Origin of the sequence: Candidatus Accumulibacter aalborgensis (genome assembly GCF_900089955.1) — a bacterium.
Classification (GTDB): domain Bacteria; phylum Pseudomonadota; class Gammaproteobacteria; order Burkholderiales; family Rhodocyclaceae; genus Accumulibacter; species Accumulibacter aalborgensis.
The window spans coordinates 1-23,425 of sequence record NZ_FLQX01000105.1 but is presented as its reverse complement, the minus strand read 5'-3'; the positions used below and the strand labels follow the sequence as shown (position 1 = coordinate 23,425).

At 61.5% G+C, this 23,425-nt stretch carries 14 protein-coding genes; 8 read left to right on the top strand and 6 right to left on the bottom strand.

Annotation, left to right across the window (positions count from 1 at the left end; all coding sequences use genetic code 11):
- Positions 1 to 196: 196 nt before the first annotated feature.
- Complete coding sequence (locus tag ACCAA_RS09125) at positions 197 to 4,561, top strand: EAL domain-containing protein (protein WP_186406934.1); 4,365 nt, start codon at positions 197 to 199, stop codon at positions 4,559 to 4,561.
- Between the two features lie 84 nt (positions 4,562 to 4,645).
- Here the strand turns inward: ACCAA_RS09125 and ACCAA_RS09120 are convergent, their stop codons facing one another.
- From ACCAA_RS09120 to ACCAA_RS09095, 6 genes are all read right to left on the bottom strand, one after another.
- Positions 4,646 to 5,317: a sulfite exporter TauE/SafE family protein gene (locus tag ACCAA_RS09120; RefSeq protein WP_186406933.1), complete on the bottom strand. Its 672-nt coding sequence runs from the start codon at positions 5,315 to 5,317 to the stop codon at positions 4,646 to 4,648.
- 108 nt (positions 5,318 to 5,425) lie between these two features.
- Positions 5,426 to 8,509, bottom strand: a complete 3,084-nt coding sequence (locus tag ACCAA_RS09115; protein ID WP_186406932.1) for a ligand-binding sensor domain-containing diguanylate cyclase — start codon at positions 8,507 to 8,509, stop codon at positions 5,426 to 5,428.
- An 18-nt stretch (positions 8,510 to 8,527) separates the two neighbouring features.
- Positions 8,528 to 9,649 (bottom strand): ABC transporter permease, encoded by a 1,122-nt coding sequence (locus ACCAA_RS09110; RefSeq protein WP_186406931.1) that lies wholly within the window; start codon positions 9,647 to 9,649, stop codon positions 8,528 to 8,530.
- A 4-nt stretch (positions 9,650 to 9,653) separates the two neighbouring features.
- Positions 9,654 to 10,583 carry an ABC transporter ATP-binding protein gene (locus tag ACCAA_RS09105; protein ID WP_186406930.1) on the bottom strand — a complete coding sequence of 310 codons (930 nt, stop codon included), beginning with the start codon at positions 10,581 to 10,583 and terminating at the stop codon, positions 9,654 to 9,656.
- A gap of 1 nt (position 10,584) precedes the next feature.
- The gene (locus ACCAA_RS09100) at positions 10,585 to 11,556 is read right to left on the bottom strand and encodes an HlyD family secretion protein (protein WP_186406929.1); all 972 of its coding nucleotides are present in this window, start codon (positions 11,554 to 11,556) and stop codon (positions 10,585 to 10,587) included.
- 92 nt (positions 11,557 to 11,648) lie between these two features.
- Positions 11,649 to 14,540 (bottom strand): Rne/Rng family ribonuclease, encoded by a 2,892-nt coding sequence (locus ACCAA_RS09095; RefSeq protein ID WP_186406928.1) that lies wholly within the window; start codon positions 14,538 to 14,540, stop codon positions 11,649 to 11,651.
- Positions 14,541 to 14,944: 404 nt separating this feature from the next.
- Between ACCAA_RS09095 and ACCAA_RS09090 the strand changes: the two genes are divergently transcribed.
- From ACCAA_RS09090 to ACCAA_RS09060, 7 genes are all read left to right on the top strand, one after another.
- Positions 14,945 to 15,937: an RluA family pseudouridine synthase gene (locus ACCAA_RS09090; protein ID WP_186406927.1), complete on the top strand. Its 993-nt coding sequence runs from the start codon at positions 14,945 to 14,947 to the stop codon at positions 15,935 to 15,937.
- A gap of 9 nt (positions 15,938 to 15,946) precedes the next feature.
- On the top strand, positions 15,947 to 16,306 hold the full coding sequence (locus ACCAA_RS09085; RefSeq protein WP_186406926.1) for a Rieske (2Fe-2S) protein: 360 nt from the start codon (positions 15,947 to 15,949) through the stop codon (positions 16,304 to 16,306).
- Positions 16,303 to 17,253, top strand: coding sequence for a S49 family peptidase (locus ACCAA_RS09080; protein ID WP_186406925.1), 951 nt, complete (start codon positions 16,303 to 16,305; stop codon positions 17,251 to 17,253). Before ACCAA_RS09085 ends, ACCAA_RS09080 begins: the two co-directional genes overlap by 4 nt.
- Complete coding sequence (locus ACCAA_RS09075; RefSeq protein WP_186406924.1) at positions 17,250 to 20,612, top strand: helicase-related protein; 3,363 nt, start codon at positions 17,250 to 17,252, stop codon at positions 20,610 to 20,612. Before ACCAA_RS09080 ends, ACCAA_RS09075 begins: the two co-directional genes overlap by 4 nt.
- A complete protein-coding gene (locus tag ACCAA_RS09070) occupies positions 20,606 to 21,790 on the top strand; it encodes an RNA-binding domain-containing protein (RefSeq protein WP_186406923.1) in 1,185 nt (394 codons plus the stop codon). The genes ACCAA_RS09075 and ACCAA_RS09070 overlap by 7 nt, the downstream gene beginning before the upstream one ends.
- Positions 21,787 to 22,794 carry a ParA family protein gene (locus tag ACCAA_RS09065; protein WP_186406922.1) on the top strand — a complete coding sequence of 336 codons (1,008 nt, stop codon included), beginning with the start codon at positions 21,787 to 21,789 and terminating at the stop codon, positions 22,792 to 22,794. Before ACCAA_RS09070 ends, ACCAA_RS09065 begins: the two co-directional genes overlap by 4 nt.
- Before the next feature lie 7 nt (positions 22,795 to 22,801).
- Positions 22,802 to 23,425, top strand: a 624-nt coding sequence (locus ACCAA_RS09060; RefSeq protein ID WP_186406921.1) for a DUF1156 domain-containing protein, incomplete at its 3' end; no start/stop codon positions are given.

Here is a 23,425-nt window from a genome sequence, read left to right as displayed (position 1 = left end):
TTTCTGGCTGGCGAATCGGGTGATCGCCAAGCGGCGCATTCCAGCGCTTCACCGCCAAGGTGTGTCCTGGCGAATAAAGAGAGTGCTGCAATAGGCAGAAAAGTGTCGAAATGGGAGTCTCAGGGTGTGGGCAATAGACTGTTCCCCGTTCGCTCTTTGCGCATCCTATCGTGCGGCTTGTACCTGGATGCATCTCATGACCAATGCCGTTGTAATCGCCGTTGCCGGGTCGGATAGAAAAGTGTGGCGACCTGCTCTCAAGGCATTGCTTGATCGATCGCTGCCGGTGGTCGCCTTGCTTTGCTTGGCCATTTTCAGCACATCAGTTAGTGCTGACGCGACAAGCCCGCAAAAGGTCCTGGTCCTTCACTCCTACCATCAGGGCTACCTCTGGACCGACATGATTCAGGACGGGTTCTCCCGTACCCTGTTGGAACAGCTCCCGGGAACGGAAGTGTATGTCGAGTATATGAATACCAAACGACAAGCTGCCGAGGTCATGTTCCCGCACTTGGTGAAGATCTACCGGCAGCTCTATGAAAACGTCAAACTCGACGCCATCGTCGCTTCAGACAACAATGCCCTCGATTTCTTGCTCCAGTATCGAGATACTCTTTTTCCCGGCGTGCCGGTAGTGTTCTGCGGCATAAATAACTTTCTCAGCTACCAATTCTATCCCGGCAGCAACTACACCGGCGTCCGGGAAGATCTTGATATCGTTTCGACCATCAACATTGCTCTCAGGCTGCATCCGGGAACGAGCAAGATTGCTCTGATTACCGATTCGACGGAGACGGGTCAGATAAATCTGGGTCTGGCGCGGGATGTTGCCCACAATTTCCCGGCTATTGCCTTTATTGAATTGAATGATCTGACAGCGCTCCAGTTGAGCGACAGCCTGAAACAGTTGAGTGACGACACGGTCGTTCTTGCACTCGCTTTTTTTCGCGATTCGGCGGGTCGGAATTTTTCAGCACGGGAGAGCATGGATTTCATCGTCAGCGCCTCACCTCGGCCGGTTTATACCGTTTGGGATTTTTATATGGCGCCCGGAGCGATCGGCGGAAAGCTCTTGAGCGGACGTTTGCAGGGGGAAAGCGCGGCCGTCCTCACCGGCAGGATTCTGCGCGGTGAAAAGGCAGACTCGCTACCTGTCGTCGAAAGTCCGACAGGCTATATATTTGACTATGCGGGGCTCGATAGATTCGGGATCAGCGAATCGCTGCTGCCTGTCGGATCAATCGTGACGGGCCGGCCGGATACCTTCTACTCGCGCTATAAATACTACCTGTGGTTCGGTGCGGCGCTCTTCACGGCGCAACTGATCTTGATCATCTCGTTGTTTTGGAACATTGCCCGCAGGCGACGGGGCGAAGCTGCCAGGCAATGTGCAGTTAATGCACTGTCTGAGACCAACCGGATGTTCTCCCAGTTCCTGCTTCACTCTCCGGTCCATGTCTTTATAAACGAAATCAAGCCTGCCGGAAGCCATGTGCTGATGGTCAGCGACAACTTCAGGGATATGGTTGGAATTGCCGACTCCGAAATAATCGGCAAGACCATGAGAGAACTATTTCCGGCTGAATTCGCCGACAAAATGGATGCAGCCGACTTGAGCGTGGTTTCAACTGGCAAGCCGTTGGGAGCCGAAGAGCATTTCAATGGACGCAGTTTTACATCCATCCGGTTCCCGCTGATCCAGGGCGACAGGAAACTTGTGGCGGGTTACTACATCGACATCACCGAGCGCAAGGAACAGGAGGAGAAGAACCGCCGGATTATGGCAGAAAACGAAACGATTCTGAATAACGTGCTGGTCGGAATTGTCTATCTCAAACAACGGCGTATCGTTTCCTGCAATCGCCGCTTTGAGGAAATTTTTCAATATCTGCCGGGCGAACTGTTGGGCGAATCCTCCTTGCGCCTCTACGATTCCCGCGAGACCTTCGAACAGGTCGGGGTGGAGGCCTATGCAACAGTGGCAGAAAGAAAGAACTTCACTGCAGAAACGAGACTGCGACACAAGGATGGCAGTCTCTTCTGGGGCGCCCTGAGCGGTCGGGCAATCGATCCCTCTCGACCACAGGAGGGCAGCATATGGATTTTTAGTGACGTTTCCGAGCGCAAGCGGGCCGAGATGGCGCTTTACGAACGCGAACGCTATCAGCGCGCGCTGTTCGACAATTTTCCGTTCCTTGTCTGGCTCAAGGATAGAGACAGCCGGTTCCTCGCCGTCAACCAGGCGTTTGCTGAAGCGTGCGGCCAGGCGTCGGCCAACCTTCTGGTTGGCAAGACCGATCTTGATGTCTGGCCGCAGGAGTTGGCGGAAGCTTATCGAGCGGATGATCGAATGGTCCTTGAAAGCGGCCGGGCAAGAAGTGTTGAGGAACATATCGAAGTCGATGGCCAATGGGTGTGGTTCGAAACCTATAAGTCACCGATTACTGTCGATGGACGGGTTACCGGCACCGTCGGATTTTCAAGGGACATCACCGAGCGCAAGCGGGCCCAGGAAAAACTCCAGCTTGCCGCCAGCGTCTTTACCCATGCTCGCGAAGGCATCATGATTACCGCCACCGACGGCACGATCATCGACGTCAACGACACATTTTCCGCTATCACCGGTTTCAGCCGTGAGGAAGTCCTGGGTCAGAACACGCGCATCCTGAGCTCCGGCCGTCAGGAAAAAGCTTTCTACGCATTGCTGTGGCGCGATCTGACCGAGACAGGCCACTGGAACGGTGAAATCTGGAACCGGCGCAAGAATGGCGAAGTGTATGCCGAGATGCTCACCATTAGTGCCGTGCGCGATAGCCGGGGCAAGACCCAGCAATACGTGGCCTTGTTCTCCGATATCACCGCGCTGAAAGAGCACGCACTGCAGCTCGAACATCTGGTCCATTACGACGGGCTGACCACGCTACCCAACCGTACGCTGCTCGCCGACCGCTTGCAACAGGCCATGGCCCAGGCGCAGCGGCGCCGACAACCCCTGGCGGTAGCCTATATTGACCTGGACGGTTTCAAGGCGATCAACGACCGCCACGGGCATGATGCCGGCGACCAGTTGCTGATCACTCTGGCCAGCCGCATGAAGCAATCGCTGCGCGAAGGCGACACGCTGGCCCGCCTGGGCGGCGACGAGTTCGTGGCTGTGCTGCTCGACCTGGCCGTTGTCGAGACCAGTACGCGGCTGCTGGCCCGCCTGCTTCAGGCCGCCGCCGAGCCGGTGCTGGTCGACGACCACGTGCTCCAGGTTTCGGCCAGTCTCGGAATCACGTTCTACCCGCAGATGGGAGAAGTGGATGCGGATCTATTGCTGCGCCAGGCCGACTTTGCCATGTATCAGGCCAAGCTGGCCGGGAAGAACTGTTACCACGTCTTTGACGCCGAGCAGGACCATAGCGTCCGTGGTCGACACGAAAGCCTTGACCACATTCGCCGCGCTCTGAGCGAGCGCGAATTCGTGCTCTATTACCAACCCAAGGTGAACATGCGTACGGGTAGGGTGATTGGCGTCGAGGCGCTGATCCGCTGGCAACACCCGGAAAAAGGTCTGCTGCTGCCGGCGGTTTTCCTGCCGGTGATCGAGGATCATGCACTGGCAGTCGACGTTGGCGAGTGGGTGATCGATACCGCTCTGACCCAGATCGAACGCTGGCGCGAGGCTGGGCTGGATATTCCGGTCAGCGTCAATGTGGGCGCCCGCCAGTTGCAGCAGCCGAACTTCGTCAAACGCCTGCGTGCGATTCTGGCGGCACACCCGGATGTCAGTCCGGGCGACCTCGAACTGGAGGTGCTGGAAACGAGTGCGCTGGTCGACCTGGCCCGCGTATCCGGGATCATCGAGGCTTGTCGGGAAATCGGCGTGATGTTTGCCCTGGATGATTTCGGCACCGGTTATTCCTCGCTGACTTACCTGAAACACCTGCCGGTGAAACTGCTCAAAATTGACCAGAGCTTCGTGCGCGACATGCTCGACAACCCCGATGACCTGGCCATTCTCGCCGGCGTGCTGGGCCTGGCCGTAGCGTTTCGCCGCCAGGTCATCGCCGAAGGGGTGGAGACCGTGGAGCACGGCAAAATGCTGCTGCAGCTTGGTTGCGAACTGGCTCAAGGCTACGGCATTGCCCGACCCATGCCGGCACTCGATATCCAGGGTTGGGCTAGCGCCTGGCGTCCTGATTGTGCCTGGAGCAACCGGTCTGCCATCAACCGCGACGATTTGCCCTTGCTCTTTGCCGGCGCCGAGCACCGAGCCTGGATCGTCAGCATTGCCCGCTACCTCAAGGGCAAGCGTGTAAACCCCATGCCTCTGGATCATTATCTTTGTCGCTTCGGCGCCTGGCTGGATGCCGAGGGTCAGACGCGCTATGGTCAGCATTGCGCCTTCCAGGGCATGCTATCCCTGCACCGGCAGGTGCATGCGCTGGCCGGCGATTTGTGTGAACTCAGGAGCATGGGCCGCAACCTGGAGGCCCTGGCGAGGCTGTGTGAACTCGATTCCTTGCGGGACGCCTTGATTGAACAGTTGCAGGCGCTGCTGGAAAGCCGGCAGTAGGAAGGGGCTGGCCAACTTTGAGGTGGACGGCGATGATGAGATCTCGTATTCCTTGAAAGGTGCCGTCGGATTCCCTATCCTTTGCTAGGTCCGAAGAACCAGGCGAATGAGCCCGATCAATCCCCAGACGCCAAAACCGAGAACGAGCAGTCCCGACGCGATGCGCACCGCCGGCAGGCGGGCATAGGTCTGCAGGCGGGCGGCGAGCAGACCGGCAAGGAGCAGATTGGGCAAGGTGCCGGCGCCGAAGGCGAGCATCAGTCCGGCGCCGTTCAAGGCCGAGCCGCTGGTCAGAGCGGTCGCCAGCGCACTGTAGACCAGGCCGCAGGGCAACCAGCCCCAGAGCAGACCGAGAGGGAAAGCCTGCGCGACGCGCCGTGCGGGCAGGTAAGGCCGGCTCAGCGGTTGTAGATGGCGCCACAGTTTCTGGCCGAAACGCTCGCTGAACGCCAGCGCCCGGGTGACGCCCATCAGATAGAGGCCCAGCGCGATGAGCATCAGGTTGGCGAGCAGATAAAGAAAGGCGCGCAGCGGTAACTGCCCGGAAAGGGCGACGCTTGCCTCGCCGACAGCGCCGGCGATTGCGCCAGCCGTGGCATAGCTGACCATCCGCCCCAGGTTGTAGGCCAGATGAAGCGTGAAGGACGCTGGCGTGCCCATCGACAAGGCGCCGACGATCCCGCCGCACATGACGACGCAGTGCGTGCCGCCGAGCAGGCCGATCAGCAAGAGGGCGAGATAACTGGATTGAGGCATCGAGGCAGGCGCGCGCGCCGAGCAGGAAGTGCGGCGATTCTACTCCTTCCCGCTGGCCGATCGCCTGCTGGTCGCGATCAGCTCACCTTTGCTCCATGGGGACAGGAACTACAGCCAGGCCGCGTCGCGATCTGGCGACCCGACCACGTTCAAATCACCGGTGCGCGCCCAGTCAAGGAAGGGTCGGCGCGACCAGGCGAGCAAGGCCTCGGCTGATTCGCTGTTCGCGCTGAGCGCTCCCAGCCAGCCATTGCGGCCGGCGTTCTTGACCGCGTAAAGTGCGCCATCGGCAATATTGACCACGGCATCCCAGCGCAGAGCGCCCGCATGCCGGGTTGACAGCGGGAAACAGCAAAAACCGATCGAGCAGGTCCTGGACAACAAACTGCCATCGTCAAGCGCGAAGGGCTGATCCGCCACAGCGGCCCGCGCCCGCTCGGCTAGTTCGGCGGCATGAGTGCGCGCTGTCCCGCGCGCCACGACGAGGAATTCTTCACCACCCCAGCGAACCAGGTAATCGCTGTCGCGAAACACCTCGACCAGTCGAGCGCACATCTCCCTGATCACCGCGTCACCGGCAGCATGCCCATGGCCATCGTTCACCTGCTTGAAATGATCGATGTCAAAGAGGAAGAATATCAAATCGGCATCGTCGCGCAAACTTGCCCCGTACTGCAGGTGACTCTCGTACGCGCGCACCGCCAGAGCCACATCGGCGTCGATGTGTTGCGCCACGAAGCGGCGGTTGCGCAAGCCGGTCAACGCGTCGGTCAGGCTGGCCTCCGCCAGTGCGGCCGACTCTTGCTGTAGCGCCAGGGTGAGCTTTTCCAGATCGGCCGTGCGCTCGTGCACCGTACGTTCGAGTGCTATCTGGCGCAAACGCAGATGGCGGGTGCGCCAGCACACCACTGCGTACACCATCGCCGCCAGCAGTGAGAGCACTGCCAGGCGGAACCACCAGGTCTCCCACCAGGCGGGCAGTATGCGTACCTTGACCGCCAGTTCGTGCGGGCTCCAGAGACCGCTGCGGTTGGTTGCACGCGCGCGCAGGACATAGTCGTCGGGGCCCAGATTGCTGTAGCTGGCGGTGCGAGAGTCGGCCGTCGTGTTGATCCAGTCGGGGTCAAAACCTTGCAAGTGGTAGGCATAGTGCACGCGGGCGGGGTCACTGTAGTCGAAGGCGGTCAAGGCCAGGCTGAAGCTGCGCTGCTCGGGCAGCATCTCCAGTCCGTCAGCGATCTGTCCGGCCGATTGGCGCTGGCCGTTGATCTGCAATTCCGAGATCACCACTGGCGGCTGGTAGGCCGAGGCGTCGAACTGTTCCGGCCTGACCACCAGAATGCCATTGCTGCCACCGAACAGGAGCCGGCCATCCGCTGTCTTGGCGCGCGATAGAAACCAGCCGATGCCGAGATCCGCACCATCGGCTGCCGTCAGCTCGTCCAGGCGGTCGGTCGCCGGGTCGTAGACGTACATCTGCGTCCAGATTCGGCCGCGCCGGTCCTCCAGCAAATTGCCACCGAATGGCCGCCTGACGATGCCGTGGCGTTCGCTGACCCGGTCGAAGGTCGCCTGCTGGCCATCCCAGCCGATCATGCGATGCAGGCCGGTCACTGCGATGTCCACCCACAGGGTCTGTCGGTGGTCGAAGAGAAGTCCGATGATACTGGGGCTACCGAGCCCGGCGCCTGCCTGCGTGGTCACCGCTTGCAGTTGGCTGTCACCGGCAGCGACGCGAAAGAGCCCCTTGCCGCTGCCCACCCAGACGCTACCGTCTGGCGCCTCGGCGAGGGCGTTGATATCAGCGCGCAGTGGCTGCCCACCCCGTTGACCGAGGCGAACGACTTCGCCTGTGCCGGGCCGCAAGCGAAAGACTCCATCCTGGGTGGCCACCCACAACGAGCCATCGCTGCTGGCCAGCAAACGTCGCGTCAGGCCGCCGCCATGCGGCAGGATTCGGAGTTGCCGGTGGCTTCGGGTGAACTGATAGATCTGGGCATCGGCGCCCAGCCAGACGGTACCATCGCTGGCCTGCGCCATCGCCTCAATGCGCGCCGGCGGCTGGGCTTGCCCAGGTGTCCGAGCAGCCGACTGGGCTTGCACCGGCGGCCGGGGCCGCACAGCGCCGGTGACGCGCAACTGTCGGTCCATCACCGCCACGCCACCGTTTTCGGTAGCGGCCCAGATTTCGCCATTGTCGAGTTGCAGCAGGCTGCGCACGTCGGCTTCGGCGAAGGGGCTATCCGGCTGCGGGTCGGCGCCGCGCAGCCAGATGCTGCGATTGCTCGGATCGTGGCGCTGCAGACCGACGCCAAAGCCACCCACCCAGATGAGGCCGGCGTGATCGCGGATCAGCGCGGTCACCTCATTGCCCGCCAGACCGGCACGCTTGCGCAGATCGTGTGTCAGTCGCCGCACCAGGTGGCCGCTGCGTACGTCATACAGATCGATTCCCGAGGCTCGGCCGACCCAGATCTGTCCGGCTGGCGACTCGACCAGACTGGACACCGCGAGCTGGCTGACCACGCCTGAGACCGGATCGAGCAGCAGACCCTTGGTCGTCGTCGGGTCGATGATCGCCAGGTCGCCTTGCTGCGTGCCCACCCAGATGCGCCCATCCGACGCCTCGAACAGAGCTTGTACGATGTGACCGGCCAGTCCGGCGCCCCTTCCGGCGCCTTGGTGCGCGAAGATCGGTTCGAAGTGCTTGCTGCCCAGGCGGCGACGGCTCAAGCCCGCCCAGGTGCCGACCCACAGTGCGCCCTGGCGGTCGACCAGCAGCGCTTGCACCCGATCGTCGGGCAGGCTGCCGAGCTGGCTCGAATGCCGGTGGTGGGAAAAGCTGCCGCTCTTGGGGTCGAAGAGATCCAGCCCGCCGCCCTCACTGCCGACCCATATTTCGCCGCCGCTATCCTCGGCCAGTGCGCGAATCGTTGGCAGCGCGCCGCTGGTGGCCGATTTTTCGCCGCCGGTCTGGTCGCTGTCGCTGCGGTAGAAAACGACCCGTTCGCTCGCCGGGTCGTAGACCGCCAGGCCATCCCATTCGGTGCCTATCCACAGGCGGCCATCGCGCCCCGCCAGCAAAGATCGGATCCAGCCCAGGTTGCGCGCCGCAGGGTCCGGACTTTCTCTTTCCTGCGGGCGGAAGCGGTAGCCGTCGAAGCGCACCAGGCCGTCGCCGGTGGCTATCAACGCAGCAAGCCACTGCGGTCAATCCAGCGTCTTGCGGAAGGTCTTGAGGCCGATGGCGAGGACCACGGCGATGAAGGCGAGGATTGGCCAGACCTGTTGCCAAAGCATGTCGATGCCGTTGCCCTTGAGCAGGATTCCCCGCACGAGGAGCAGGAAATGGGTGAGCGGTAGAATGTTACCGACTACCTGCGCCCATTCGGGCATGCCGCGGAACGGGAACATGAAACCGGAGAGCAACATCGACGGCAGGAAGAAGAAGAAGGTCATCTGCATCGCCTGCAACTGGTTCTGGGCGATCGAGCTGAAAGTGATGCCGAGCGTCAGGTTGGCACAAATGAACAACAGCACGACGGTGTACAACAGGAGCAGGCTGCCGTGCATCGGCACGTCGAACAGCCAGCGGGCAGCCAGCAGGATCAGGGTTACCTGGACCAGACCGATCAGGATATAAGGAACGATCTTGCCGGTCATCACCTCGAGCGGCGTCGCGGGTGTCGCCAGGAGGTTCTCGAAGGTGCCGCGCTCGCGCTCGCGGGTCATCGCCAGGCCGGTCATCAGGACCATGGTCATGGTCAGAATGACGCCGAGCAGACCGGGGACGACATTGTAGGCAGTGATGCCTTCGGGGTTGTAGCGGCGATGGATACGCAGTTCCATGGGCGGCGTCGGAGGGCGCTGCAGGCCGGGCAAATCAGGCGCGAAGACCTCCAGTCCGAGGTGATTGAGCACCGAGATGGCGCCGCCGGTGGCCATCGGGTCGGTGGCATCGGCTTCGACCACCAGCGTCGGGCTCCTGCCGCGCAGCAGATCGCGGTGAAAACCCGGCGGGAAGGTGACCACGAACTGGACTTCGCCACGGTCGAGGAGTTTGCTCGCCTGCTGCTCGTCGACCTGGCCGGCGATCTGAAAATAGTCGCTGTTCGCCATCGCGGCGACGTAGGCGCGCGCGAACGGTCCGGGGTCGGCCATGACGACCGCGGTGGGCAGGTGTTTCGGGTCGGAGTTGATGGCGAAACCGAAGAGCAGCAACTGCATGATTGGAATGCCGACGATCATGCCGAAGGTCAGCCGGTCGCGCCTCAACTGGATGAACTCCTTGAGCAGGATGCCGAACCAGCGGGAGAACGAGAAGCCGCGCATGATTTTAGCCGAACGGGTCCGGGCTGTGCTGCATGAGATGGATGAAGGCGTCTTCCAGCGACGGCGCCACTGCGCTGATGGTCAGTCCGGCTTCGTCGCGCAGGGTTTCCAGGCTGGCCTGCAGCCGTGGGCCGTCGGGGCCGCTGACGTGCAGCGTAGCGCCGAAGCTGGCCACCTGCTCGGCGCCTGGCAGGCGGCGCAGACGTTCGGCGAGGCGGTGGATGCCGTCGCCGCTGATTTCCCAGGTATTGAGCTGGCAGCCGGCGACCACTTCGCTGGCGGTACCCGCGGCGAGCAGGCTGCCGTAGGCAATGTAGGCCAGGCGGTGGCAGCGTTCGGCCTCGTCCATATAGTGCGTGGAGACCAGGACGGTGATCCCGGCCGCCGAAAGACGGTGGATTTCCTCCCAGAAATCACGGCGCGCCTTGGGGTCGACGCCGGCGGTCGGTTCGTCGAGGAGCAACAGGCGGGGCTGATGAAGCAGGCACGAGGCGAGTGCGAGACGCTGCTTCCAGCCGCCGGAAAGTGTGCCGGCCAACTGCCGGCTGCGGCCACCGAGGCCGAGCTCTTCGAGGGTCTGGTGCACGGCCTGTTGGCGATTGCTCATGCCGAACATGCGCGCCACGAAATCAAGATTCTCACCAATCGTCAGGTCGTCCCACAAGGAGAATTTCTGGGTCATGTAGCCGACCTGACGCTTGATCGCCGCGCTTTCCTTCAGTACGTCGAGCCCGAGGCAGGTGCCGCGACCGCTGTCCGGCGTCAACAAGCCGCAGAGCATGCGGATCGACGTCGTCTTGCCGCTGCCGTTCGGCCCGAGGAAGCCGTAGATCTCACCCTGGCGGACCTGCAGGCTCAGATCCTTGACCACGTGCTTGTCGCCAAAGTGCTTGTTGATGCCGGCGACGTCGATCGCCAGCGCGTCATCGTCCATGTCAGTTCGCAGCCAGGCGCACGTCGACCGGCAGTCCTGGACGCAGGGTGGCGGCCTGCGCCGGCGCCGGCGACGCTTCGACGCGGAAGACGAGCTTCTCGCGGCTGCCGCGGCTGTAGATCACCGGCGGCGTGTATTCGACCTGCGGCGCGATGAAGTCGATCGTCGCCTTGATCGGTTCGCCACAGCCATCGCAGCGCGCTTCGACGCTCTGGCCTGGCTGAACCGTGGCGATCAGCGCTGCAGGTACGTAGAAACGCAGGCGGCGGCGAGCGTCGGGTAGCAAACTGGCGACCGGTGCACCTGCCGGCACCCATTCTCCCGGTTGGTAGTAGGTGTCGGCGATCTCGCCTGCAACGGGAGCGCTGACCGCCTTGCGCTCCACCAGCCAGCGCTTCTGTGCCGCCACGGCCGCCGCCGCCTCGAGGTCGGCCTCGGCGCCGGAAACTTCGGCCTGGCGGCCAAGGGAAATCCGGAAGCTGGCCAACTGTTGTCTGGCGGCGTCCAGTTCGGCTGCACTGCGGTCACGGGCAGCCGTGGCTTCGTCTAGCCTGGCCTGCGAGACGAAACGTTGCCGAGCCAGCGTTTCCTGCTGGCGGAGCTGGCTTTGTGCCAGTTGCAGGGAGGCGTCGGCGGCGCGAACCTGGGCCTCGAGGGCAGCGATCTCGGGCAGTCGGCGCGGCTCGCTGAGGTTCTTCAACTTCTGGCGGGCCGACCCCGCGCGAGCTTCGGCTTCGGCCAGGGTTTGCGAATCGGGGTCTCTGGAAATGGCGAAAACCGCTTGACCTTCGGTGACGCGACTGCCACGAGGGCTGTCGAGCGACTTGAGGTAACCTGCTTGCGGTGCAGCCAGGTAGAGGTACTCGCCCTCGACGTAGCCCTGGAAAAACGCGGGCTGATCGTGACCACAGGCGGCGAGCAGCGCGGCAAGGGCTGCCGCCAGTAGCCAGTAAGGGATTGGGCAGTGAATCATGTGGCGCTCCTCGGACGGTGGCCGGATCTCCCCGGTAGGTACTCCCTGCAGAAGAAGGGAACCCCGGCCCCCGCCCGCATTGGACGGATGGTCTACTTTCGTGTTTCGACCATCACCAGCGGTTCGTCGGCGACGACCACCGCGGCGCGTCTGCGTCGTGGCTGCGGTGCCGCGACCGCTTCCGGCTGCCACCCACTGGCCTCGTCGCTGCTCGTTTCGACCATGACCAGACCACTTCCCTCGATAGCCTGCTCGATGGTCAGCGCGGGTGCCGATGACGCAGCGGGTGCGATCGGTGCGATCGGTGCGCTTGGCGCCGAGTCTGGCGCCGGCAGATCGACGACCGCCTCGGGCGCGATGGCGACCGGATTTGTGACCGGATCTTCGACCGTGGCTGGCGTCTGGACGACCGCTGCCGCTTCGTCCTCGGCCCGGTCCGTTGCCGATGCGCTGATGGCTGCCGCTGCGGCGACGGCCTCCGGCACCTTGGGTGGCGTGTCGTCGGCTGTACGCTGATCGACAGTCGTTGCGGGAACTGCCGCGACAGTGGCTACCTGGACCTCAACGGGATCCGCCGGCGCCTCGGTCGCGCCGGCATTGGCCGGCGGAGTCTCGGCGATGGCTGTGTCTGGCTGCTCCGCGCTTGGCGCAGCGACAGCGGTCACGGCGGCAGCCTGGCCGGTCGTTGCCGCGGGCGGCGTGGTGGCGAGGCCGTCTGCTTCAGGGGCGGCGGTCGCTACGAGTCCATCGTTCTGAACCTCGGCGGGGTTCTCGGTTCGCTCGCCGCGCTCGCGGCGGCCACCGCGTCGCCCACGACGACGTGAGCCGCTGCCTGCTGCCTCCTCGGTGGTCGGCGTCTGCGTGGGGAGGACGAGGGCGTCAAGCGGAGGGGCGATAGCCGCAGGGGCGATGGCTGGCTGAACGTCGGTTCGACTGGCTGTTGCCGCTACCGTGGTCTGCTCTTTGCGCTCCGGACGCGGCTCGGCCCGCTGGCGACGTGGCTCGCGTACCTCGTTCGGGTCGCGAGGTTCACGCGGCTCGCGCGGGGGGCGCGGTTCACGAACTCTCTGAGCTTCGTTGCGGGTCTGCGCCGCAGCCGGTTGCGCTGTCGTCTCCCTCGGCTCTCGAGAAACGCGGGCCTCGGGAGCTTCGCGGGTCTCGTCGCGGCGAGTGGGGCGACCGGCGCCCCGGCGAGTATCGCGTGCTGCCTCGCGCGGCGGGTTGCTGGCCGGTTTCGGCGGCGAGGGTTCAGCGACCGGTGCGGGTTCCGGCTTGTGGCGGAACCAGGACAGGATCCTGGCCAGGAAGTGGCTAGGGGCAATGGTCGGCTGTGCAGCCGTCGCCGCTTGCCTTTCGGCGACCAGCGGCGCCGGTTGCGACGAGGTGACGCCTTTGATCGCCGCTTCCGGGCGAGGAACTCTGGCTTCTGCTGTGGGCGATGCCTCGGCGTTCTCTTCGCTCGTCGGCATGTCGACCATGCGGTACGACGGTTGTTGCAACTCGTCCTGGAGCAGGTCGTCGTGGCGAACGCGGACCATCGTGTGCTGTGGCGTTTCGAGGTGGATGTTGGGAATCAGAAGGATGGTCACCTTGTGCCGCAGTTCGACCGCCTGGACGTCGGTGCGCTTTTCGTTGAGCAGGAAAGTCGCGACATCGACCGGCACCTGGGCATGGACGGTAGCCGTGTTGTCCTTCATGGCCTCTTCTTCGAGGATGCGCAGGATGTGCAGGGCGGCCGATTCGGTGCTGCGGATGTGACCCGTCCCGGAACAGCGAGGGCAGGGGATGTAGCTGGTTTCAGCGAGCGCCGGACGCAGGCGCTGGCGTGACAACTCGAGCAGGCCGAAGCGGCTGATCTTGCCGGTCTGCACGCGCGCGCGGTCGAAGCGCAGTGCGTCGCGGACACGGTTTTCGACTTCGCGCTGATTGCGCAGGTTTTCCATGTCGATGAAGTCGATGATGATCAGGCCGCCAAGATCGCGCAGGCGCAGTTGGCGAGCCACCTCTTCAGCGGCTTCGAGGTTGGTTTTCAGGGCTGTTTCTTCGATGTCTGCGCCACGCGTCGCCCGACCCGAGTTCACATCGACCGATACCAGCGCTTCGGTATGGTCAATGACGATCGCGCCACCCGACGGCAGGCTGACCTGGCGCGAGTAGGCGGACTCGATCTGATGCTCGATCTGGAAACGCGAAAACAAGGGCACATCGTCGCGATAGCGTTTGATGCGATTGACCGTCCCCGGCATCACATGCGCCATGAATTGCTGCGCCTGGTCGAAGACTTCATCGGTGTCGATCAGGATTTCACCGATATCGGGTTGAAAGTAGTCGCGGATCGCACGGATGACCAGGCTGCCCTCCTGGTAGATCAGGAAGGCGCCTTTCTGTTCGTGTGCGGCGCCCTCGATGGCCTTCCACAACTGCAACAGGTAGTTGAGGTCCCATTGCAGTTCTTCGCCGTTGCGCCCGATCGCCGCGGTGCGCGCGATCAGGCTCATTCCCGACGGCACCGGCAAGGCATCCATGACTTCGCGTAGTTCAGTGCGTTCGCTGCCCTCGACACGCCGCGAGACGCCGCCGCCGCGCGGGTTGTTGGGCATCAGGACCAGGTAGCGCCCGGCGAGGCTGACGAAGGTCGTCAGCGCGGCACCCTTGTTGCCCCGCTCGTCCTTGTCGACCTGAACGATCAGTTCCTGTCCTTCGCGCAGCGCTTCCTTGATCGTCGCGCGATTCGCTTCGACGCCAGGCTGGAAGAAGGCGCGGGAGACTTCCTTGAAGGGCAGAAAACCGTGTCGTTCTGACCCGTAATCGATAAAAGCGGCTTCCAGGCTAGGCTCGATGCGGGTAATGACTGCCTTGTAAATGTTGCTCTTTTTCTGTTCCTTGGCGGCCGACTCAATGTCCAGGTCAATCAGCTTCTGACCGTCGACAATGGCAACACGGAGTTCCTCGGCCTGTGTTGCGTTAAACAGCATGCGTTTCATAGATAGGCTCCCGCGCGCCATCACGAGGGACATGCCTGATGCAGGCAACAGCGGATCAGTTGTCGGTGGGATGCCTGGAGGGGCTTGTCCGGTAGTGCAACCAATAGGGGTATCTCGCCGACTCGGTAAGCTGTCGGGCCTTGAACGTCAAGGACTCGGGAATCTGCCTGGGCCGCTCCGCAGGTGCTAGGCGCGCGCAGTTCAAGTAGTATCGCTACTTCGTGGTGAGCGTACTTAACCAGGTGATCTGCGTTGAGTGATCTTGCACAGATTGGTGCAAGCGAGGCGGCTGAGGCCTGCCGGAAAGTGCGTCGCATGTCATAAAAAAATCGGCGTCGCTCGACGGTCTAACGGGTCAGCGCCTCTTTCAACTCAAGACGCAAATCAAGTCAAGTATATTCAAAATGGACGAAGTTAGCAAAAGCTCTGTCACCGAGACGCTGATCACTGAAAATGAGCAGGGACAGCGGCTCGACAACCTGCTGCTGAAGAAATGCAAGGGGGTGCCCAAGAGCCACGTCTACAGCATCGTCCGTAGCGGCCAAGTGCGCGTGAATGGCAGGCGCGCAGACGTTTCCTATCGCCTGCAGACCGGCGATGTGCTGCGCCTGCCGCCGCTACGCATTGCCCGGATCGAGCAGGAAATTGTCGCCGGCGCCGAACTGAAGGTGACGCTGCCGGTTCTCTATGAAGATGATGGCCTGTTGATCATCAACAAGCCGGCCGGCATCGCCGTGCATGGCGGCAGTGGGGTCAGTTTCGGGGTCATCGAAGCGCTGCGTCGGCAGCGGCCGCAGGCGCGCTTTCTCGAACTGGCGCACCGGCTTGACCGCGAAACCTCCGGCATTCTGTTGCTTGGCAAGAAGCGCTCAGTACTGCTCGCCCTGCACGAGATGTTCCGCGATGGCGGCCTGAGCAGCAGTGGGCGGGGAGCGGACAAGCGTTATCAGGTGCTGGTCGCCGGGCGCTGGATGGACCCGGTGCGCAATGTCAGATTGCCCTTGCTCAAGTATCTGCAGGCGTCGGGCGAGCGGCGGGTTTGCGTTTCGGAGGAAGGCAAGGCAGCGCATACGGTTTTCCGGCTACTGGCGCGCTGGGAGCGCTTCAGCCTGCTCGAAGCGCAGCTCAAGACCGGACGAACGCACCAGATCCGCGTTCATCTCGCACACCTGGGCTACCCGATCGTCGGCGACGAAAAATATGGCGACTTCGCACTCAACAAGGAGCTCCCCAGGGAGGGGCTGAAACGGATGTTTCTGCACGCCTGGCAGATGCGTTTGCCGCATCCGCTCGACGGCCGGGGGTTGGTCGTGGAAGCGCCGCTTCCAGCGGCCTTGAGTCGGTTCCTGCAAGCTGTCGCGACGAAGGAGAAACAGGACTATGGCGACAAGATTTGAGGTGGCCGCATGGCTGCTGACCAACGCCTGATCTGCCTGGCGGCGGCGCTGACCGACGGCGGGCCGGGCGTGCGCTTCACGGTGTGTACGAACGGCGTCGACGAGCCGGCGTTTGCCGTGCGTTTTCAGGGCCGTGTGGCGGCTTATTTCAATCGCTGCGCGCATGTTCCGATCGAACTCGACTGGCAGCCCAACGAATTTTTCGATGATTCCGGGCTATACTTGATTTGCGCGACACATGGCGCGCTGTACTCGCCGCAAGACGGTCGCTGCCTGGGTGGCCGTTGCAATGGCAGAGGACTGACGCCGCTACCCGTCGAAGAACGTGATGGCGCGATCTATTTCACCCCAAACGAGCAGATACCTTGAATACTCCCGAAAACGAACCACCATGGGAACGGCAGTTGCTGGAAAAGGTTGCCTTCGCGACGCTCCACGAGCAGCGGGCGAAGCGTCGCTGGGGAATCTTCTTCAAGCTCGCCGGCTTGTCGTATCTGGTTGCCGTATTGGTGATGGTCGTTGATTGGGGCGGCTCCGACCAGCGTGCCGACGGCAGACACACGGCAGTCATTCATCTGCATGGGACGATCGAGGCCAACGGCGAAGCGAGCGCCCAGAATATCAGCGACGCACTGCAATCGGCGTTCAGTGACAAGGGAACTGCCGGCGTCATCCTGCGGGTCAACAGTCCGGGCGGCAGTCCGGTGCAGGCAGGGATTGTCCACGACGAGATTCGTCGCTTGCGCACCACGCACCCGCAGATTCCACTCTATGTCGTCGTCGAGGATCTGTGTGCCTCCGGTGGCTATTACGTCGCCGTCGCGGCCGACAAAATATTCGTCGACAAGGCGAGCATCATCGGCTCGATCGGCGTCTTGATGGACGGTTTCGGCTTCACCGGGACGATGGACAAGCTCGGCATCGAGCGACGCTTGCTGACTGCCGGCGAGAACAAGGGCTTTCTCGATCCCTTCTCGCCGCAGGACGCGAAGCAGAAGGAGCACGCCCAGGTGCTGCTGCGCGAAATCCACAAACAGTTCATCGAGGTCGTCCGGCGCGGGCGCGGCGAGCGACTCAAGGAAACGCCGGACATCTTCAGCGGCCTGATGTGGACCGGGAGTCAGAGCGTCAAGCTGGGGCTGGCCGACGGCTTTGGTACCGTGGGCTCGGTGGCGCGTGACGTGATCAAGGCCGAAAGGATCGTCGAGTTCACGATCAAGGAGAACATCGCCGAACGTTTTGCCAAGCGTCTGCGTGCCGATGCCACGCAGGGCGTCGATTCTCTGCTGAGGAGCGGTCGGCCGGTTTTTCGTTGAATCTCACTCTGGCCAAAGTCGGTCGCCCATGGGCTTTCGATGCGCCCGGTGCTGACTTCAAGCTGGCGGCGGAAGCCTGGCGGATCAATCTGGCCCATCTGTTCGATCCGATGATGGCGGTGCATACGTCCAACGTCGAGCCGTTGCCGCACCAGATCACCGCGGTCTATCAGTCCATGCTGCCGCGCCAGCCCCTGCGCTATGTGCTGGCCGACGATCCCGGTGCGGGCAAGACGATCATGGCGGGCCTGTTCATCCGCGAACTGCTGATGCGTGCGGACGCCAAGCGCGTGTTGATCGTCTGCCCCGGCAGCTTGGTTGAGCAGTGGCAGGATGAACTTTTCGAGAAATTCGGCTTGTCGTTCGCCATCTTCTCGCGCGACCTGCAGCAACAAACCCGTAGTGGCAACCCCTTTGACGACCGCGAGTTGCTGATCGCGCGCCTCGACCAGTTGGCGCGCAACGACGATCTACAGGAAAAGCTGGGCTTCACCGGCTGGGATCTGATCGTCGTCGATGAGGCTCACAAGCTGTCGGCGAGCTGGTACGGCAACGAGGTCAAAGAGACCAAACGCTTCAAGCTGGGCAAACTGCTGGGCAGTGTCTGTCGCCACTTTTTATTGATCACGGCGACGCCGCACAACGGCAAGGAGGCCGATTTCCAACTCTTCATGTCGTTGCTCGATTCCGACCGCTTCTACGGCAAGTTCCGTAATGGCGCCCATAAAGTCGATACCATTGACATGATGCGGCGCATGGTCAAGGAAGAACTCCTGAAATTCGACGGTACGCCCCTGTTTCCGGAACGTCGCGCCTATACCGCCAATTACAAACTGTCCGATGCCGAAGCCGCCCTCTATCATGCGATCACGACCTATGTGAAAGAGGAGATGAACCGCGCCGATGCGCTCGAAGACGGGAAGCGCAAAGGCACGGTGGGCTTTGCGCTGACTTCACTGCAACGGCGACTGGCGTCCAGCCCGGAAGCCATCTACCAGTCACTCAAACGACGTGCCAACAAGCTCAAACGCCGGGTCGAGGATGAAAAACTGCGCCAACGGGGCGAACGTCTGCAAGCCAACTGGCCGGAAACGGTGGCGGCACCTGACGACCCCGATGACTTGACCGGCGAAGAAGCCGAGAACCTCGAAGAGGAAATCATCGATCAGGCCACCGCCGCCCAGACCATCCAGGAACTCGAAGCGGAAATCTTTACCCTCGAACACCTCGAAGAGAAGGCCCGGCAACTGGTGCATTCAGGCCAGGACCGCAAATGGGAAGAGCTTTCCCGCCTGCTGCAGAACACGCCAGAAATGCGCGGTCCCGATGGCCGGCAACGCAAACTGATTCTGTTCACCGAGCACCGCGACACGCTCAACTATCTGGCCATCAAGATTCGCGGTTTGCTGGGCAATGCGCAGTTGGAAAATTCGGCGGTGGTGATCATCCACGGTGGCGTGCTGCGCGAAGACCGTCGCAAGGTGCAGGAACTGTTTCGCAACGACCCCGATACCCGCATCCTGCTGGCCACCGATGCTGCCGGCGAAGGTGTGAACTTGCAATCTGCCAACCTGATGGTCAATTACGATCTGCCGTGGAATCCCAATCGCCTCGAACAGCGATTCGGGCGTATCCACCGCATTGGCCAGACCGAAGTCTGCCATCTGTGGAACATGGTGGCTGCCGAAACACGCGAGGGCGATGTTTTCCAGCGTCTCCTGGAGAAGATCGAAGTCGAACGTCTGGCGCTGGGCGGCCGAGTCTTCGACATTCTGGGCGAGGTCTTCGAGGAAAAGAGTCTGCGCGACCTGCTGATCGAAGCCATTCGCTACGGCGATGACCCGCTGGTGCGCGCCAAGCTGATGACCAGGATCGAAGGTGCGCTCGCCAACGACCACATCAAAGGCATCCTCAGCCGCAATGCGCTGGCCGAAGAGGTCATGGACGAAAGTCGTCTATTCGCCGTCAAGGAAGAAATGGAGAAGGCCGAGGCGCGCAAGTTGCAGCCTTACTTCATTCGTTCCTGCTTCAAACAGGCATTCGAGGATCTCGGCGGTGAGTTGAAGGCGCGCGAGTCCGGTCGCTACGAAATCACCTTCGTTCCGGGCATCATCCGCGAGCGCGACCGGCAGATCAGCGGACGCGATGCCCGCAATACCGACCCCGTGCTGCGCAAGTACGAGCGGGTGTGTTTCGAGAAACAGTATGTGCGCCTCACTGACCGTGTGGGCGCGGCGATGGCGAGCCTGATCCATCCCGCCCATCCGCTGATGCACGCCATAGTCGATTTGATGCTGGAGCAGCATCGCAACAAACTCAAACAGGGGGCCGTGTTGGTCGATCCCAACGACAGCGGCCTGGTTCCCCGACTGCTGTTCATGATCGACCATTCGCTGAAGGAAGCAGGCGAAGCCGGACAGGTCATCTCCCGACGTTTGCAGTTCGTCGCCATCGACCGTAACGGCCACACCATGAACGCCGGCTGGGCGCCGCACCTTGACCTGCAGGCCATCGACACGGCTGACCAAAAGCTGATCGAAGACGTATTGTCGGACGCGTGGATCACTCGCGATCTGGAAGCGGTTGCGCTTGCCCACGCTTCAGCGTATCTCGTTCCCGAGCACTTCGAGGAAGTGAAAGGGCGACGCGAGCGACAGTTCGACAAGAACCTCCACGCGATCCACGAGCGGCTGATCAAGGAAATCAACTACTGGTCCGACCGCCACGAAAAACTGAAGGCAGACATCGCCGCCGGCACGAACGTGCGTCTGACGCTGGAAAATGTTCGCCGCATGATCGACGATCTGACCGCGCGGCTCGAATCGCGCAGCAAGGAACTGCGCGCCATGCGGCAAGTCGTTTCCGCCACACCCGTGGTGCTGGGTGGCGCACTGGTCATTCCTGCCGGCCTGTTGGCGCAGCGCAAGGGCGATCAGGAGGGCGAAAGCTGGACTGCCGATGCCGATGCACGCGCCAGAGTCGAACGTATTGCCATGGAAGCGGTGACGATGGCCGAGCATCGGCTGGGCCATGCGACCTTCGACGTTTCTGCCGAAAAGTGCGGCTGGGACATCACCTCTGTTCCGCCGGCAATGGATGGCCGGCTTTCGCCCGTACGGCATATCGAGGTCAAGGGCCGCGCCAAAGGGCAATCGACGATCACCATCACCCGCAATGAAATTCTCTACGGGCTGAACCAGGCTGACAAGTTCATTCTGGCCATCGTCTTGGTCGATGGCGATCAGCATGAAGGACCGTTCTATGTTCGGCGACCATTCAATCAGGAGCCGGATTGGGCGGTTGCGAGTATTAACGCAAGTCTGAATGAACTACTGAAAAGATCGGAGCAGCCATGCTGACTGAAGAGCGCCTATCGGAACTGGTTTCCGATCTGGAAGCCGATTGCATCGAGCGAACGGAATCCATTTCCAATACAGACAAGTTCGGCCAGGCGATCTGCGCGTTTGCCAATGACTTTCCAAATCACCGTCAACCCGGCTATTTGCTGATCGGCGTAAAGGATAATGGGCAGTTGTCGGGCCTGAAAGTGACGGACGATCTGTTGAAAAATCTTGGCGGTATTCGGTCTGATGGCAATGTGCTGCCACAGCCGGTCATCAATGTTGTCAAGTACTGTCTCGATAGTGGCGAGGTCGCCGTTGTCGAGGTTTTTCCCTCTGATCTCCCGCCAGTAAGATATAAAGGCCGCATCCATATTCGAGTGGGTCCGCGTAAAGCCATTGCCAACGAACAGGAGGAACGCGTTCTATCGGAAAGGCGGCTCGCGTTGGCTCGATCATTTGACGCACGTCCTTGTTCCGAGGCCGGTATCGATGAATTGGCGTTTGGCCAATTCGATGCCTATCGCCGAGAGGCCGTCGACCCCGAGACCATCGCTGAAAACCGTCGGCCTGTCGAGCTTCAGCTTGCCTCTCTGCGGCTATACGATCCCGTGCGTGCGTGCCTGACACACGCAGGTATTTTGTTGTTTGGCAAGAATCCACGCTTCTTTCTTCCGGGTGCTTATGTTCAGTTCCTGCGCCTGCCCGCTGAAGACCTGACTGATGTCCCGTTCGATCAGGCCGAGATTTCTGGCGATCTGACCAGTGTGTTGCGGGAGATGGAAGGGCGGCTACGACTGTTGATTCAGACCACAATGCGACAGATCAACATGCTGGAAGAGAAGCTGCTGCCCGATTATCCCGAGTGGGCGATACGCGAATTGTTGATGAATGCGGTCATGCATCGCAATTACGACAGCAATTCGCCGATTCGCTTCTACGCCTTCAGCGACCATATCGAGATTCAAAGCCCGGGTGGTTTATTTGGTGAAGCGACGCCTGAAAACTTTCCTTCGCGCAACAGCTACCGGAACCCCGTGATTGCCGAGGCGATGAAATCACTCGGGTTTGTGAATCGCTTTGGCTATGGTGTTCAACGAGCGCAATCGCTACTTGCCCAAAACGGGAACCCACCTGCTGAATTCGAGTTTGATCCGCATAGTGTATTGGTCAAGATTTATCGGAGGGCCGCATGAAATCCATTGCCTTCTTCAACAACAAGGGCGGAGTTGGCAAGACTTCTCTGGTCTATCACTTGGCGTGGATGTTCTCTGACCATGGGATCAAGGTACTAGCCGTCGATCTCGACCCACAGGCAAATCTGACGGCGATGTTTCTTGACGAGGATCGGCTGGAGACCTTGTGGCCGGACGGCGAACATCCGGACACGGTCCTGGGCAGCATTCGTCCCATCCTGCGCGGGATCGGTGACATCGCCCGCCCGCATGTCGAGAAAATCACTGAGCACCTTGGTCTCGTTGCGGGTGACCTGGGCCTGTCGCGGTTTGAAGACAAGTTATCAGATGCATGGCCGAGGTGCCAGTTAAGCGACGAATCCGCTTTCCGGACGATGACCGCTTTCCATCGGCTGATTCAACGCGGAGCCGAGTGGGGAATCAAATGGGAAACCGAAGCGGGCGCCGACCTGGTGCTTGTCGATGTCGGCCCGAACCTCGGTGCGATAAATCGCTCGGCACTGATAGCCTCAGACCAGGTCTGCTTGCCTCTCGCGCCGGACTTGTTTTCTTTGCAAGGCTTGAAGAACCTGGGGCCGACTCTGTCCGATTGGCGAGCGGTCTGGACGGACCTTCTGAAGAAGGCGCCTCCCGATTTGCCCATGCCGAAGGGCATGATGCAACCCATGGGTTATATCGTCATGCAGCATGGCATCCTCGATAGTCGTCCAGTCAAAGCATACAAGCGCTGGATGGATCGCATCCCCAATGTCTATCGAGAAGTCGTGCTCAATGAAAAAATCCAGACCAGCGTAACCGTAGGCGGTGATCCGTATTGCCTCTCCTTGCTCAAGCACTACCGAAGCTTGATGCCGATGGCGATGGAGGCCAGGAAACCTATTTTCTTCCTGAAATCGGCCGATGGCGCGATCGGGGCGCACATTGAGGCCGTAAGAAGTTGCTATCGAGACTTTGAAAAACTTGCGGCAAGAATAGCCGCCAATGCTGGTTTGGCGTTCGACTGATTGCAAAATGCCCATGCTCTACAAGACTCCCAAGAAACTCATTGAAGTCGCGCTACCGCTCGACGACATCAACATCGCCTGCGCTCGCGAGAAGTCCATTCGTCACGGGCACCCTTCGACATTGCACCTGTGGTGGGCACGCCGCCCACTGGCCGCGGCACGGGCGGTGATTTTTGCCCAGATGGTCAATGACCCCTGCTATGAACGCAGCCTTGGGCGGGGAGTGAACAAGGAAAAAGCGAGGATCGAGCGAGAGCGCTTGTTCGGCATCATCCGCAAGCTGGTGCTGTGGGAGAACACCAACGATGAGGCGGTGCTGTCAGAGGCGAGGGAGGAAATCCGGAAAAGCTGGCGCGAGACCTGCGAACTGAACCGCAACCATCCGCAGGCAGCCGAACTATTCGACCCGGAAAAGCTGCCCGCTTTCCATGATCCATTTGCTGGGGGAGGCTCGCTGCCACTGGAAGCTCAGCGGCTGGGGCTGGAAAGCCATGCGTCCGACTTGAACCCTGTGGCGGTGCTCATCAACAAGGCGATGATCGAAATTCCGCCGCGCTTTGCTGGGCGTGCGGCCTTGATCATCATTCCGGCCACCCCCGCTACGCCGCCATCGGCATCAGATAGGGCTGCT

Excerpts from the sequence above, each read along its gene's own strand:
- ACCAA_RS09085 (WP_186406926.1), top strand. The coding sequence starts at position 15,947 with ATGGCTGCTGACCAACGCCTGATCTGCCTGGCGGCGGCGCTGACCGAC.
- ACCAA_RS09070 (WP_186406923.1), top strand. The coding sequence starts at position 20,606 with ATGCTGACTGAAGAGCGCCTATCGGAACTGGTTTCCGATCTGGAAGCC.
- ACCAA_RS09090 (WP_186406927.1), top strand. The coding sequence starts at position 14,945 with ATGGACGAAGTTAGCAAAAGCTCTGTCACCGAGACGCTGATCACTGAA.
- ACCAA_RS09100 (WP_186406929.1), bottom strand. The coding sequence starts at position 11,556 with ATGATTCACTGCCCAATCCCTTACTGGCTACTGGCGGCAGCCCTTGCC.
- ACCAA_RS09065 (WP_186406922.1), top strand. The coding sequence starts at position 21,787 with ATGAAATCCATTGCCTTCTTCAACAACAAGGGCGGAGTTGGCAAGACT.
- ACCAA_RS09120 (WP_186406933.1), bottom strand. The coding sequence starts at position 5,317 with ATGCCTCAATCCAGTTATCTCGCCCTCTTGCTGATCGGCCTGCTCGGC.
- ACCAA_RS09105 (WP_186406930.1), bottom strand. The coding sequence starts at position 10,583 with ATGGACGATGACGCGCTGGCGATCGACGTCGCCGGCATCAACAAGCAC.
- ACCAA_RS09125 (WP_186406934.1), top strand. The coding sequence starts at position 197 with ATGACCAATGCCGTTGTAATCGCCGTTGCCGGGTCGGATAGAAAAGTG.
- ACCAA_RS09095 (WP_186406928.1), bottom strand. The coding sequence starts at position 14,540 with ATGAAACGCATGCTGTTTAACGCAACACAGGCCGAGGAACTCCGTGTT.
- ACCAA_RS09110 (WP_186406931.1), bottom strand. The coding sequence starts at position 9,649 with ATGCGCGGCTTCTCGTTCTCCCGCTGGTTCGGCATCCTGCTCAAGGAG.